The organism is Fundicoccus sp. Sow4_D5, assembly GCF_052116365.1.
GTDB lineage: Bacteria > Bacillota > Bacilli > Lactobacillales > Aerococcaceae > Fundicoccus.
The window spans coordinates 790,432-804,907 of the sequence record NZ_JBQKLF010000001.1; the positions used below are offsets into that span (position 1 = coordinate 790,432).

A 14,476-nucleotide genomic window follows, 5' to 3' on the forward strand; every position below is an offset into this window, starting at 1 on the left:
AGTAACGTTAGCTATTCACGTAATTCAATGAGTGAATAGGCACTGTTTATCCGTCACTCATGCAAAAGTTTCATTTACTTCAGCAATCTTTTCTCATAACTACGAAGAGCTGCAAGATAAATTATCGGCTGTGTTGAGGTAATTCTCGGGTAATATAAACGATCCTGGAAGGCCAATTCTTGGTCCGTTAAATCGTTAGCAATGGCAAGTGCCATCGTATCAGCCATTGAGAGAATATCTTGTTCCGAACGGATTTGTGCTCCTAGTATTCTACCTGTTTCGCGCTCAGTAATCAATTTTAATTTTACTGGTTCATGAATTGTAATAGAATAAGGCGCTTCAACATAGGTAGTTTCTATCTCATGTCTCTTGCTTGCTTCCACTTCTGTTTGTCCTACACTTGTTATGTATTGACTAAACACGCGAGAGCCTATCAAACGATAAGACTGTTGGTGCTTGATTCTTTGTTCAAATAAGTTAAATGCGGCGATTTGTCCCGAACGCACCGCATTATTAACTAAAGCAATAAAAGTAGCACCCTGATTGAAAGATGGCGTTTGAACTAAGTCGCCAATGGCAAAAATATTTTCATCTGTTGTTTCTAAATAGTCATTGACAAGAATCGTCCCATCTTCATTTATTGCGAGTTTGTCTGCGACCATTTGACTTTGAGGGCTTAAATTTACCCCTAAGATTACCGCATCAGGGTGAATCGTTTGCATGTCAGTTTGTATCTCTATTGGATTGCCACTTATATCAATCACTTTTTCTGAAAGATGAATATCGACACCAACCATTTCAATCGCTTCTTGAATCGAATCAACGAAATCTTGGTCAAAATATCTTGACAATAAAGAAGTTCCAGCTTCAATCAAGGTCACTTGTTTGTTAGCATTCACTAAAGCTTCAGTTACTTCAATTCCTATTTGGCCACCACCAACCACAGCAATGTGTTGTGCTTTATCCAATAAAGCAAAGCCGTTAGCAGCATTTTGAAGTTCCTTTGTCGTGACTATTTGTGGATGTGTCCAATCTTTTAAGATATTTGATTGTTGACGAGACCCCATGGCTAAAACTAATTTATCGTATTGAATGATATTTTCTTCTTGACGCACTTCATCATAATAGGTGATTTCTTGCTCTTTCGGATGAACAGCAGTCACTTCTGAATCAAGATGTAATTTTATGTTCGCTCGACGCACATCTTTTTCCGTCGCAAAATATGCTTGTGTGATATCTTCAATTTCCTCATTTAATGTTAAATTTAAACCACTCGGGATAAAACCAATTGTGGATTGTTTTTCAAAAATATAAATATTCGCCTTTGGATGTAGTCTGCGAGTCTGCATCGCACAACTAATTCCTGCAAATGATCCTCCAATAATAACAATATTCATTTTTTTACTCCTCTGCCCTGTTTTAATAAAGCTTTTCATCTATCAGTATACAAGTTTTTTTCAAAGACAACAATTTGTTTCGTCTTTTCACAGTGATAAAACAATAGTTTATTGTCGTGTTCAGGGGATATGGATATAATTTTATTTGATAATTTTTTTCTCATTTAAATTTAATCAATTGTTATCTGATTTCAAATCGTATATAATAAACGTTGTGAAAACGGAGGGATCCTATGAATAGAAATAGTTTAATTATTACATTGTTTGGGGCATCAGGAGACTTAGCAGCAAGAAAATTATATCCTGCTTTTTATCGTCTTTATAAGAACCAACAACTTTCAACGCACTTTGCTTTAATAGGTACAGCACGGCGTGAATGGTCAGATGACTATTTTCGAGAAAAAGTTTTGGAGAGTATTCAATCCGAAATTGAAGATCCAAAACATGCTGAAGAATTTGTCTCACATTTTTATTATCAAGCACATGATGTCAATGATGCAGAACATTATGTAAAATTAAAACGTTTAGCTGATACTTTAGATAAAGAATACGACGCATGTGGTAATCGTATTTTCTATATTTCACTATCACCATCGCTCTTCCCTATCATTACGGGCCATTTAAAAAGCGAAAATTTACTCACAGACAACGGATATAACCGTCTAATCATTGAAAAACCATTTGGAAATGACTTTGACTCTGCTCAAGAATTACAAGCACAATTAGAGAAAGCTTTTGATGAAGAGCAAATTTATCGTATTGACCACTATTTAGGTAAAGGTATTGTGCATTCGATTTACAACCTACGCTTCGATAACATGTTAATGAAATACGTTTGGAATAAAGATGCAATCGACAACATTCAAATTTCTTTATCAGAAGAAGTTGGAGTGGAAGATCGTGGCGAATATTACGAGAGTTTTGGTGTTGCTAAAGATATGATTCAAAATCATGCTTTACAATTACTAGCCTTAGTCGCTATGGAAAAACCTTCAAGTAATAATCCAGAAGCAATTCGTCAAGAGAAAATAAAAGTACTTCAAAATCTACGTCATTTCACATCTGTTGAGGACGTGAGAGAAAATGTCGTCCGTGGGCAGTACGCAAGTAGTGAAGACAACCACTTAGTGGCATACCGCGATGAAAGTAGCGTAGCTAATGATTCAATAACAGCGACTTTTTTTGCTGCTAAAGTTGAAGTGAACCTTCCACAATGGGAAGGCGTGCCCTTCTATATTCGCTCAGGTAAAAGGATGGCAGAAAAGCACACTGAAATCAACATTCTTTTTAAAGCAACTAGTCCAGACTTACCACCCAATCGCTTTAAAATTGAAATCGGACCAAATCCAGCTTATAGAATTTATATCAATCAAAAGCAAGTGGGTTATAATTTGGAGTCTGAGTTAGTGCCATTAAGTTATTATTATAATAAAGAACAGCTCAACGAAATGCCGGCAGATTATGAGCGTCTTATTTTTGAATGTATTCAAGGCAACGTCAGCAACTTCACTCACTGGTTAGAAGTAGCGAATGCTTGGAAATATGTCGACAATATTATCGACTTGTGGGAACAATTCCCAGCACCTGATTTCCCGAATTATTTAGCTAATTCAATGGGACCTAAGGCATCTGATGAATTATTAAAACGAAACAACACTCACTGGGTATAGTTTAAAGTCATTCAGCACACTTCTAGTTAACAGGAAGTGTGCTTTTGTGTATAGCTCTAGACAAATATAAAAAGCCCCCATACTAGAAGCAATGATATGCTTCTTCTATGGAAGGCAATTTTTTCAGTTATACTATTCGTTTTCATTACGATAGGACAAACTTACGACCTTTAATTCTTCAATAATTTCTTCAACTTCAGCAAGACTGTAAGCTTTTGCCCCACTGGCTTTGGGATGTCCACCACCGTAATGATTGGCAGCAATTTCGTTAATTGCTGGTCCTTTTGATCTAATCCGGCAACGATAGGTGTCGTTATTTCCTTCTTGTTCCACAAAAATAATCCAGGTTAGCACACCCTCTATTTGTCCAGGGAGTCCCACAGCACTATTAGTATCTTCCTCGGTAATCCCGAATGTGCTAAGATCTTCGCGACTGATCATAATATCCGCTACGCCTTCTTGGCTTATTCTTAATTTTTCTAACAAATAGCCCTGAAATTTCGCAACTTTGCTCGTCATGATCTGGAAACGATCGCTTATTTCGTATGCGTTAAAGTCAAAAGTCAATAATCGTGCAGCAGCATTGAACGTAATAGGTGTAGTTGAATTAAATAGAAAACGACCTGTGTCACCAACAATTCCAGCGTATAAAACCCGTGCTGCTCGATCATTCATGGGTAATCGTTCACCTAAGTAATGGCTTAATTCAACAATCATTTCGCTACAAGAACTTGCCTCTGTGTGAACAATTTGTAAGTCGCCAAAAAAGTCAACGGCTGGATGATGATCAATTTTTACTAACTTAGCCCCAAGATGGTATAATTTCCCATCAATTCTTGGAACATTTGCTGTATCAACGACAATAACTAAAGCATCTTCATAATCCTTTTCAGAAACTATTTCTGTTTCGGCTAGCCAACTTAATCCTTGTGATACTGTCCCGGCTGCTTTTACTGTTTTATCAGGAAATGATGCTTCTATTAAGTACTTTAAACCATACTGAGAGCCTAAGGCATCAGGATCAGGACGAACATGACGGTGAATAATAATAGAATTACTTTCTTTAATTAGTTCATAAAGTGTTTCAATTTGTTCTGGATGTAAATACATACTTGCCTACTTTCTATTTTGTATAATTGCGACCAATAATTTGACTTGTCACCATGGCTCTTGCCACAATTGAATTCTCATGAAAGATATCAACTTGGCTCAAAGCCGAGCGACGATTTTGATGAACTATCTCGACATTGAACTGGATTTCATTCCCCATTTGAACCAAATTAAAATAATTTAAATTGAGTGATTCAATAATATTATTCAAGCCTGTCGTTTCCAATATACGTCGATAAGCTACTTGAGTAATTAATTCACATAGCACACCATAGGATATGGTCCCTAAGTTATTAATCATTTGTGGCTGAACATTTAATGCATATTGATAGCGAGTATCGTCCACTTCCGATTGATATTCTTCCAGATGAACAACAACGTCATCCTCATATGTATTGACAATTTGAGGTTGTTGTTGCACGGTCTGAATAGCTTTCATAATATCTTGACGCGTCACAACGCCTAGCAACTGTAGATTATCAGCAACAACAGGAATCATTTCAATATCTTCCCACACCATTCGATGTGAAACGTTAGCGATACTCATATGGGTTTTAACTGTTACCGTATCCTTTGTCATGACTCGCTCGATTGGTACCGATTCACTTTTTCCAATTAAATCTTTCGCAGTCACGACACCTGTTAATCGATTATTATAAACAACGGGAAAACGGGATAACCCTGTTTCATTTGATAAATCATGGAACACCTTAATCGTATCCTGTGGACTGATTGATTTAGTTTGTTCGATTGGGGTATAAATATCTTTAATTGTCATAATTTCTTTTTTTATCAATTGTTCTGTCATTGACCGGTTAATAATTGTCGCTACTGTGAATGTATCATGAGTTGTTGAAATAATCGGCAATTCTTTCTCATTTGCTAGTTTGATAACTTCAGGACTTATTTTAAATCCACCTGTGACTAATACAGCAATACCATTATTTAATGCTAATTTTTGAACATCTTCTCGGTTTCCGACAATGATTAACGTATTCTTGGCAAAATAGCGCTCCATGGCATCTACCGTCATAGCTCCGATAATAAATTTAGATAATGGATGATCCAAACCATTGTCCCCACCTAGAATTTCTCCATCGGTTACACGAGCAACTTCGCGAAACGTTAGCATATCAGGGATATATTCCATTTTCTTTTCTATACGAATTGTGCCAACACGTTCAATCGTTGAGACTAAACCATTCACTTCAGCGTCTTTAATTGCACGATAGGCTGTACCTTCACTCATATTTAATTGTTTAGCGATGCCTCGAACAGATATTTTCTCTCCAACTGGTAATGTTTCAATATATTGAATAATTTGTTCGTGTTTCGTTGCCACTTTTTTCACCTCTTATATACTTTTTCAAAATATATACAAAAAAACTAAAACTGTTACACTAAATAGTATAACAGTTTTAGTTAGCTTATACTATGCAACGTTAAGCTATTTCTGCTCATTTTTATGCAAGATAAAAATGATGTTTTAACTAATATTTCACGACAGGTTTTCTTGCCGCTAGCGTTTCATCAAGCCGTTTAACAGGTGTTTGATGTGGCGCGTTATTCAACAATTTCGGATTATTTTCTGCAGTTTTTGCAATTTCAATCATTGCATCTGCGAATTCATCCAACGTTTCTTTAGCTTCTGTTTCAGTCGGTTCAATCATCAAAGCTTCTGCCACAATTAATGGGAAGTAAACAGTTGGTGCATAGAAGCCATAATCCAATAATCGTTTTGCTATGTCTTTTGTATTAGCTCCCTGCTTCTTCTGACGATTACCACTTAACACAAATTCATGTTTACAGACTTGTGGATATGGCGTGTCGTAATAAGGCTCTAAGCGCGCTTTAAGGTAGTTAGCATTTAAAATCGCATCCTCAGACACTTGACGTAAACCATCTGGTCCCATTGCTCGAATATAAGCATAGGCACGTACATTAACGCCAAAGTTTCCGAAGTAACCTTTTACTCTTCCGATTGAATCCGGGTAGTCAGAATTCAAGATATAGTGATCACCCATCTTTTCTACTTGTGGGACCGGCAAATAAGGTTTCAAGAAATCTTTAACGGCAACTGGTCCTGATCCAGGGCCACCACCACCGTGTGGTGTACTGAATGTTTTATGTAAATTAAAATGAACCGCATCGAAGCCCATTTCACTTGGTTGTGTTAAGCCTAAGATAGCATTTGAATTTGCACCATCACAATACATTAATCCCCCAGCATCGTGGATAATATCTGAAATTTCTTTGATGTTGTTCTCAAATAAGCCTAATGTATTTGGGTTCGTCATCATCATTCCAGCAGTATCTGGACCAACCACTTCTTTTAGTGCATCCACACTAACCGTCCCATCTTCATTTGATTTAATTTCAATAATATCAAAGCCACATATTGCAGCCGTTGCTGGATTCGTGCCATGAGCAGAGTCTGGGATTAATATTTTCCTTCTTGTTTGCCCGTCACCATTTTTTTCATGGTATTTTTTAAATATGAGTAAGGCAGTCCATTCCCCTTGTGCCCCTGCTGCAGGTTGTAATGAAACTTCATCCATACCTGAGATAGCTTTTAAATAATTTTGTAATTCATACATTAATTCTAGAGCACCTTGAGTGGTAGTTGGCTCTTGATATGGATGGATCGCTGCAAAACCTGGATAACGCGCAATATCCTCATTCACTTTTGGATTATACTTCATCGTACAAGAGCCTAATGGATAAAAGCCAGTTTCTAAACCAAAGTTTTTATTCGATAAAGCAGTATAATGTCTCATGAGTTGTAATTCAGAAACCTCTGGCAATTCAGCAGTTTTTTTGCGAACTAAATGTGCTGGGATAACTTCTTTTACATCAACATAATCGACATCATTAGACGGTAAATCAAACGCTCGTCTGCCTGAGCGAGATTTTTCAAATATTAATTGATTTTGTTGTATCATCATTATTGAGCCACCTCCGTTAATACCGTCACTAATTTATCCATTTCTGACTTGCTACGCTTTTCAGTCACACACAACAGCATGGCATTAGAAACCCCTAATCGCTTGGATACATCTAAACCACCAATAATATCATTTGTTAACAATCTCTCATTAACCTCACTGATTGGTTCCTTTAATTGAATAACAAATTCATTAAAGAAGTCTGGTTGACTTAACACATTAATACCAGCCTCGGCCAAAGCTGTGGATAAATAGTGAGCTTTTGAAATGTTCTGTTGTGCCATTTCACGGATGCCCTCTTTGCCCATAGCGCTCATAAACACTGCTGAAGCCAAGGCAAACAACGCTTGGTTAGAACTCATATTACTTGTCGCTTTTTCACGACGAATATGTTGTTCACGCGTTTGTAATGTCATCACAAAGCCACGTTTGCCGTCGGCATCTACTGTCTGACCGACAATACGACTTGGTAACTTTCGCATATATGCTTTTTTCGCAGCAAAGTAACCACAATGAGGTCCACCGTAAGACATGGAAATCCCTAGTGGTTGCATATCCCCGACGACAATATCGGCTCCTAATTCTCCTGGTGCTTCTAAAAGAGCTAAAGCTAACGGATTTGCCACTACAATCAGTAAGGTTTTCCGTCCTTCTAACAAGTTTTTTATGGCTTGTAAATCTTCCACAGTTCCAAAAAAGTTAGGATATTGAACAACAACAGCAGCCGTTTCATCATCAATCGCTTGCTCTAATAAAGTTATATCGGTCGCGTGATTGCTTAGAGCGATGGCTTCCACACCATATTCCATGCCGTAAGCATAGGTAGACAACACTTCTCGTGCTTGAGGATGTACCGCTTCAGATACGAGCACACGTTTTTTCTTGGTTGTCCCAACTGCTAAGTTACACGCTTCTCCTAAAGACGTAAAAGCATCATATAGACTCGAGTTGGCAACAGCCATCCCTGTTAATTCACACACCATTGATTGAAATTCGAATAACGCTTGTAATTCACCTTGACTAGCCTCAGGTTGATAAGGAACATAAGCAGTCATAAATTCCGAACGTAATAGCACATGGTTAACTACACTAGGGATAAAGTGATCATAAGTTCCAGCACCTAAAAATAAAGCCGCTTCATTGGCTGATTTATTCTTCATTGCTAATTGAGTCATATGTCTCGTTAATTCTAATTCACTTAATGCTTCTGGGATTCTTAAGGCTTCCTTAAGTCGCAGTTGACTTGGAATATCTTTTAATAAATCCTCCATCTCGTTGACGCCAATTTGAGCTAACATTTCGTGTCGATCTGCTAGTGTTAATGGTAAATAACGATGCTGTTTAGTCAAAAACTTCACTCCTCATGATTTAAATTACTCAAATAGTTTTGTTTTAATATGAATTATTCTTCAATGAATTTTTCGTAATCCGCTAAAGAGAGTAAGCCAGATGTATCGACAACGTCTTTTGTTTTCATTTCGACTAGCCAACCTGTTTCAAGTGGTGATTCATTCAATACCTCTGGCTCGTCTTCTAATAGTGCATTTGTATTTGAAATAACACCTGCAATTGGCGCATAAATTCCTGACGTTGATTTTACTGATTCAACTGTCGCAAATTCTTCTTCCAAAGCTAACTCATCTTCAACGTCGGGTAATTCAACGTAAACGATGTCTCCCAATTGATCTACCGCAAATTCCGTAATACCGATACGAATTGTATGTTCATCTAAAACTGCTACCCATTCATGCTCTTGTGTATAAAACAATTCGTTTTTGTTTACCATTTAAATCACTCCTGTTTATTTTCTTTTTAACCAATCTTTTTTGGTAATGATTGCTGGTATTCTTTTCTTACGTACTTGAACGTATACCTCTTGACCTAAAGCAGCCTCATGTTTATTCAACAACATAAAACCGATGGCTTTTTTTAAGCTTGGTGATTGGGTTCCTGATGTAACAATGCCAATTTCTTCATCTTTGTCGTTGTAAACAGGATAGCCCTGCCGCGCAATCCCTTTACCAAGCATTTCAAAACCTCTTGAGATTCGTTGCGTGCTAGTTTCTTTGAGCGCTTGTAAACTATCCTGACCAATGAAGTGCGGGTCTTTATTTAATTTAACCGCAAAAGAAATGCCTGCTTCTAAAGGATTAATATTTTCATCTAATTCTTGACCATATAAAGACATACCCGCTTCTAAGCGCAAGGTATCTCGCGATCCTAAACCACATTCAGTGATTGCAAAATCTTCTCCCGCTTTTAATAATTCAAGCCATAAAGCCTCTGTTTGGTCCCATTGACAATATAATTCAAAGCCATCTTCGCCTGTATAACCTGTTCTTGATAAGAACACATCAGGAATTGATGAAACGATGACTTTTTCAATAAAATGAAATGGTTTTAAAACAGATAAGTCTTCTTTGACTAATTTTTGCATGACATCCACTGCACGAGGACCTTGAACAGCGACTAAGCCCATCTTGTGCGAAACATCTTCGATCGTCACTTGATAGTCTAATTGGTGTTTTTCTAACCATTCTACTATCTTTTCTGTATTTGAAGCGTTGGGAGTAAATAAAAATCGTTCGCTATTTAATTTATAGATAATCAAATCATCTAAAGTTCCACCTGATTCATCAACAATTGCAGTATATTGAGCCTGGTTATTATCAACCTTACGAATATCATTTGTAATAATGTGGTTAATAAACAACTCTGCGTCCGGACCAGACACGAAAACTTCACCCATATGTGATGTTTCAAAAAGACCTACATTTTGACGGACTGCCTCATGTTCAGTCTGAATTTTGCTAAATTGAATCGGTAACGCCCATCCATGAAAATCTGCTAATTTAAGCCCTTGTGTTTGATAGTAATCATACAACGGTGTTCGTTTCAATACAGAGCCATCTTGTGACATTGAATCCCCCCTCATTTAAGAACTTAAGATAAGTTTAACATGAAAGGTTAAAATTTAATAGCTGTTTGAAAGGGTTTACAACCTAAATAACACGAACATATTCAAGGTGTTACATTATAATGAACACATCTTTAACACGCCAGAAGTTCACGCTTTCAAACGCATTAGATAGCCATTTGCTCTGTTTGTATCCCCTTAATTAAAAACATTCACAATAGAGAGATATTCTAACTGAACATTCGTTTTTAATCTCAGAAAGCCTTATGCGACCCAGTTGAATTCAACTATAATCTTTTAAAAATGAGAAAACACGAACATTAACTTTTAAAAGGGGTTTTTTTATGGTTATTTAGCTTTTATTTATCAAACATTTCTAAATAACCCACAATTAAAAGGGTAAATCACGAATGATTCACCCTTTTTGAAGAATATCAGTCTTTAATAATCTTCATTATCTTTAAACTTCCAATGCTACCAATTCAATTTAGCTAAATTATGAATGACCTGCAATTCATCATAACGATGTCTCAATCGCAGGGCTAGAAAATCCATTTTAATGTCATTAAAGCGCTTATACAAGCGTAGAACACGTGTGTAATCGTCTTCTTCCCCCCCAAAAACGACAGCATGTAACGCTCGATTAATCGCATAAAAAGCTTGGAGTGTTTCATAACTTTCAATTAAAAGCAAAGCTGCCAATTTGTCAGAAATATCTTTTGCGTAATGCTTTTGCGAACGTTTGATAAATTCATAATAAGCCACATCCAACAGGTAAATTAATACCATATTTTGTTCTAAATAGATCGGATTAGCTGCTTCTTGGTAAATACGATTAACAAAGGACATAATGACGGAACTACGATGCTGATAGAGAATTAATGTGTACAGCTGAATCTCTTTTGAACTCCATTCTTGGATTTGAAAGATATAATTTTTAATGTTTTGAAGTTGCTGAGCTTCGTCCGTCCCACCCATCTTCAGACGAATCTGAATAGCCATCATTCCATAATGATCGTAGCGCAACGTCGATTGTCGATCGAAAGAGGCAGCTTGCTGCTTCATTTCTTCAAGATCTTGGCGTTGAATGACTTTTGCCATTCTCAAAACATCTTCAGATTCTGTCGATTTGACATAATCAAACATACTTAATTCATGCTCATTTATATCCAAACGACTTAGAAGATACAAGAACTTGTCCACAGATAAGGCTTGGCCTTTATTAATAAAACGAGAGTAAGTCGAATGGGAAATATAATCACCACAAAGTTGCTTGACCGACAAGCCACGTTTCAAACGCAAAGACTCCACTAGATACTTATAATCAATCGGCACCTTTTCCCCCCCCTTTCATGGTTGACACACCTAAATTTTCCATCAAGTCTTTAAGCTTTTTGCTTCGTTGATTTAAATTTAAATCTTCATAAAATATCAACAAGTCCTCGATCATTTGAAAAGCTACTTCGTCCTCTCCTTTGATAAATAATCGCAATGCATCCAATTGTCGAACTGTTAATTTACCACTTAAATCGGTAGGTAAAGCAAACAACTCTTTGTACGAAGTAAAATACTCCTGCGCATGTTTAAATTCTCCTTTTCGAATTCTTTCGATTATCATTTGTGCACACAGTTCCAAGAGCTGTTTAGATACGACTGGATCTTGCTTATAATCGCTAAGAGCCAGAGCCGTTTGAAATAAGCTCTCAGCATCATCCAGACTGATATACTTAAATATTAACTGAAGTGCTCGCAAATCATTACTGGAGTAGTATTTTATCTGACGAAGTTGACGCAGCACCTCAGCAAATTTCGGCTCAACACCACTTATTGGATGCGCAATGGCTTCGAAAGTAACTAATAGTGTCAAAAATAATTGATCACTTGAATACCAATATTTTCCTAACTTCTTTTGCTCATAATTCTCGATTAAAGATACTAAAATTGAGAAATCAGCCGTCTCCTGAGCATGATGTAACACGACATAATCATACGACAGCTGAAAAAACACCAAATATTCTTGAAGGAACACCCCAAATGATATATCTAATTTAGAAATAAGCGCTAGAAATGAGTCTGCTGATAAAAGAGTCTTCCCTCTAATGAAACGTGAATACGTCGAAGGAGCCACAATTCCATCGCACACCTCAGCAATCGACCGACTTTGATTTTGACGAATCGCCTCAATTACCCGGCCTATATTATCCATAACTTGTCCTCCTAAAACATTTCATCATTAAACACATTATAAAATGCTTTTATTACTATGTTAGAAGACAGTGCACAAACGCACAAAACAAGACTGACTGAAGGCAACAGGCATTAATATTAATCATTCATTCCTCTTCGAAAACCTATTCATCTGCGTGGAAAGGTGCTATTATTCTGAACAAGAGTAAAAAAAAAGAGCCATAAAGGCTCAAAAAAAACTTATCCTAAAGCAACATCTAAAATCATCATGACACAAAAACCAACCATTAAAGCCATCGTGGCTTCATCTGTATGATTAGAAGTTTGCGACTGTGGAATTAAATCTTCAACCACCACAAATATCATCGCTCCAGCTGCAAAAGCCAGCGCATAAGGCAATATAGCTGTAATCGATAAGACGGCAACTGCTCCAACAACCGCTGCAATTGGTTCAACTAATGCAGAAGACTGGCCTAACATAAAGGCATATTTATGGCTTTTTCCTTCTGCTCGGATTGGCATTGATAAGGCTGACCCTTCTGGAATGTTCTGAATACCAATGCCAATCGTTAAAGCCAACGCACTGGCTATTGTCGCTCCATTTAAATCTAAAAATGCCGCTGCATAAGCAACTCCTATCGACAGACCTTCTGGAATATTATGAATCGTTACGGCTAAATATAGCATGGTCGAACGCGATAAACTGTTTTCTTTTGGATCTGTATCGCCGTGATCACTTGCTGTGTGAATATGCGGTACGACAAGGTCTAGTAAGCGTAGGAAAACCCCACCTGCTAAAAAACCAATCGTGACAGCTAACCAAGCCGGTATTCTTGAATCGCTCAACTCTGCAAAATCCAACGCTGGAGCTAAAAGGGACCAAAAGGAGGCGGCAATCATTACGCCTGCTGCAAAACCTTGCATAACGGCAAGTAAACGCTCATTAACTTCTTTCGTTAAGAAGACAGCAGCTGAACCAAATACCGTACATAACCAAGTAAATATGCCTCCTAATAATGCTTGAAAAACAGGATGAAGAGTTTCGAAATATTCCATTTAATCACTCCAATTCTAATTGTATTGATGAAAATTCTAAATCTTCAAATTTAGAAACAGAGACACCAAGCAAACGAACTGTGCGGTCCAAATTACCATGAGTTTGCCATAAGTGCTTGACCACACGGATACACTCTTCAAATTGATCAGATGGTGTCGATAATTGCATTTGTCTCGTGAACGTTTCAAAATCATCATACCTAATTTTAATTGTTATTGTTTGAGCTTTCAAGCCTTTTTCCTGTAGTTTATTCGCAACCTTTTGGGTTAAACGGTCAAATATCGTCAATACATCTGCATCCGTCTCTAGAAACTTACTAAAGGTTGTCTCTGTTCCGATCGACTTACGTTCGCGATGACTTTTAACTGGGGCATTATGAATTCCCCTGACTTTAAAAAATAAAGAATAACCCATTTTTCCAAATTGCTTAATCAAGTCATCAAGTTTCCATTTAAATAGATCTTCACCTTTAAAAATTTCATGATGATGAAAAGTTGGCACTGATTTTCGGCCTACACCGTAAAAATCCTCAATCGGTAATTGCTTTAAAAACTCTACTGCCTCATCTGGTTTAACCAAAGTCATGCCAAAGGGTTTATGATAATCAGAAGCCACTTTTGCGATAAATTTATTATAAGATACTCCAATTGAGCATGTTAAACCTATATCTTCTAATATTTGTTGTTGAATCATCCGGGCAATTTTTATGGCACTTTTCAATCCTTTTTTATTTTCTGTTACATCTAAATAAGCTTCATCCAGAGATAAGGGTTCGACTTGGTCAGTATATTGATAGAAGATTTGTCGAATCTGTGCAGATACTTCGACATAATGTTGCATATTACCATGAATAAACACTGCATGCGGACAACGTTTATAAGCTTCTAAAGAAGACATTGCCGAATGGACGCCATATTGTCTCGCCATGTAGTTACAAGTTGAGACAATTCCACGCCCTTCTGTTAAATTAGGATGCTTTGCAATCACGACTGGTTTATTCGCCAATTTCGGATTATCGCGCATCTCAATACTAGCATAAAAAGCATCCATATCAACATGTAAAATCTTCCTCGACGTATCAGGCTTTGGCTCTTCAAACCTTAATATACCGTATTGCATTGTCTCACCCCCTACTTAATTATACAAACGTTCGTTCGCTTTATCAAGCGGTTGTTGCCGTAATGTTCTTTAAT

The 14,476-nt window shown here is 37.0% G+C and carries 12 protein-coding genes; 1 reads left to right on the forward strand and 11 read right to left on the reverse strand.

Features of this window, described 5'->3' with window-relative positions; all coding sequences use genetic code 11:
* Positions 1-74: 74 nt before the first annotated feature.
* Complete coding sequence (locus ACTQ45_RS03695) at positions 75-1,397, reverse strand: FAD-dependent oxidoreductase (RefSeq protein ID WP_441750613.1); 1,323 nt, start codon at positions 1,395-1,397, stop codon at positions 75-77.
* Positions 1,398-1,630: 233 nt separating this feature from the next.
* On the opposite strand from ACTQ45_RS03695, the gene zwf reads away from it, so the two are divergent.
* Positions 1,631-3,067 (forward strand): glucose-6-phosphate dehydrogenase, encoded by a 1,437-nt coding sequence (gene zwf / locus ACTQ45_RS03700; RefSeq protein WP_441750614.1) that lies wholly within the window; start codon positions 1,631-1,633, stop codon positions 3,065-3,067.
* A gap of 132 nt (positions 3,068-3,199) precedes the next feature.
* On the opposite strand, the gene ACTQ45_RS03705 is transcribed toward zwf, so the two are convergent.
* The 10 genes from ACTQ45_RS03705 to dinB form a co-directional block, all read right to left on the reverse strand.
* The gene (locus ACTQ45_RS03705) at positions 3,200-4,177 is read right to left on the reverse strand and encodes a DHH family phosphoesterase (protein ID WP_441750615.1); all 978 of its coding nucleotides are present in this window, start codon (positions 4,175-4,177) and stop codon (positions 3,200-3,202) included.
* Positions 4,178-4,190: 13 nt separating this feature from the next.
* Positions 4,191-5,519 carry a DRTGG domain-containing protein gene (locus ACTQ45_RS03710; protein WP_441750616.1) on the reverse strand — a complete coding sequence of 443 codons (1,329 nt, stop codon included), beginning with the start codon at positions 5,517-5,519 and terminating at the stop codon, positions 4,191-4,193.
* Between the two features lie 148 nt (positions 5,520-5,667).
* On the reverse strand, positions 5,668-7,119 hold the full coding sequence (gene gcvPB, locus ACTQ45_RS03715; protein ID WP_441750786.1) for an aminomethyl-transferring glycine dehydrogenase subunit GcvPB: 1,452 nt from the start codon (positions 7,117-7,119) through the stop codon (positions 5,668-5,670).
* 2 nt (positions 7,120-7,121) lie between these two features.
* Positions 7,122-8,471, reverse strand: coding sequence for an aminomethyl-transferring glycine dehydrogenase subunit GcvPA (gene gcvPA / locus ACTQ45_RS03720; protein ID WP_441750617.1), 1,350 nt, complete (start codon positions 8,469-8,471; stop codon positions 7,122-7,124).
* A gap of 53 nt (positions 8,472-8,524) precedes the next feature.
* On the reverse strand, positions 8,525-8,908 hold the full coding sequence (gene gcvH / locus ACTQ45_RS03725; RefSeq protein WP_441750618.1) for a glycine cleavage system protein GcvH: 384 nt from the start codon (positions 8,906-8,908) through the stop codon (positions 8,525-8,527).
* A gap of 15 nt (positions 8,909-8,923) precedes the next feature.
* Positions 8,924-10,042, reverse strand: coding sequence for a glycine cleavage system aminomethyltransferase GcvT (gene gcvT / locus ACTQ45_RS03730; protein WP_441750619.1), 1,119 nt, complete (start codon positions 10,040-10,042; stop codon positions 8,924-8,926).
* 471 nt (positions 10,043-10,513) lie between these two features.
* Positions 10,514-11,374 (reverse strand): helix-turn-helix domain-containing protein, encoded by an 861-nt coding sequence (locus ACTQ45_RS03735; RefSeq protein WP_441750620.1) that lies wholly within the window; start codon positions 11,372-11,374, stop codon positions 10,514-10,516.
* Positions 11,364-12,245 (reverse strand): helix-turn-helix domain-containing protein, encoded by an 882-nt coding sequence (locus ACTQ45_RS03740; protein ID WP_441750621.1) that lies wholly within the window; start codon positions 12,243-12,245, stop codon positions 11,364-11,366. Before ACTQ45_RS03740 ends, ACTQ45_RS03735 begins: the two co-directional genes overlap by 11 nt.
* Positions 12,246-12,466: 221 nt before the next feature.
* Entirely contained in the window at positions 12,467-13,282 is an 816-nt protein-coding gene (locus ACTQ45_RS03745; RefSeq protein ID WP_441750622.1) for a ZIP family metal transporter, read from the reverse strand.
* Between the two features lie 4 nt (positions 13,283-13,286).
* Positions 13,287-14,402 carry a DNA polymerase IV gene (gene dinB / locus ACTQ45_RS03750; RefSeq protein ID WP_441750623.1) on the reverse strand — a complete coding sequence of 372 codons (1,116 nt, stop codon included), beginning with the start codon at positions 14,400-14,402 and terminating at the stop codon, positions 13,287-13,289.
* Between the last annotated feature and the right edge of the window lie 74 nt (positions 14,403-14,476).

Coding starts and splice junctions, on each gene's coding strand:
- ACTQ45_RS03695 (WP_441750613.1), bottom strand. CDS start 1,397: ATGAATATTGTTATTATTGGAGGATCATTTGCAGGAATTAGTTGTGCG.
- zwf (WP_441750614.1), top strand. CDS start 1,631: ATGAATAGAAATAGTTTAATTATTACATTGTTTGGGGCATCAGGAGAC.
- ACTQ45_RS03705 (WP_441750615.1), bottom strand. CDS start 4,177: ATGTATTTACATCCAGAACAAATTGAAACACTTTATGAACTAATTAAA.
- gcvPB (WP_441750786.1), bottom strand. CDS start 7,119: ATGATACAACAAAATCAATTAATATTTGAAAAATCTCGCTCAGGCAGA.
- gcvH (WP_441750618.1), bottom strand. CDS start 8,908: ATGGTAAACAAAAACGAATTGTTTTATACACAAGAGCATGAATGGGTA.
- gcvT (WP_441750619.1), bottom strand. CDS start 10,042: ATGTCACAAGATGGCTCTGTATTGAAACGAACACCGTTGTATGATTAC.
- ACTQ45_RS03740 (WP_441750621.1), bottom strand. CDS start 12,245: ATGGATAATATAGGCCGGGTAATTGAGGCGATTCGTCAAAATCAAAGT.
- ACTQ45_RS03745 (WP_441750622.1), bottom strand. CDS start 13,282: ATGGAATATTTCGAAACTCTTCATCCTGTTTTTCAAGCATTATTAGGA.
- dinB (WP_441750623.1), bottom strand. CDS start 14,402: ATGCAATACGGTATATTAAGGTTTGAAGAGCCAAAGCCTGATACGTCG.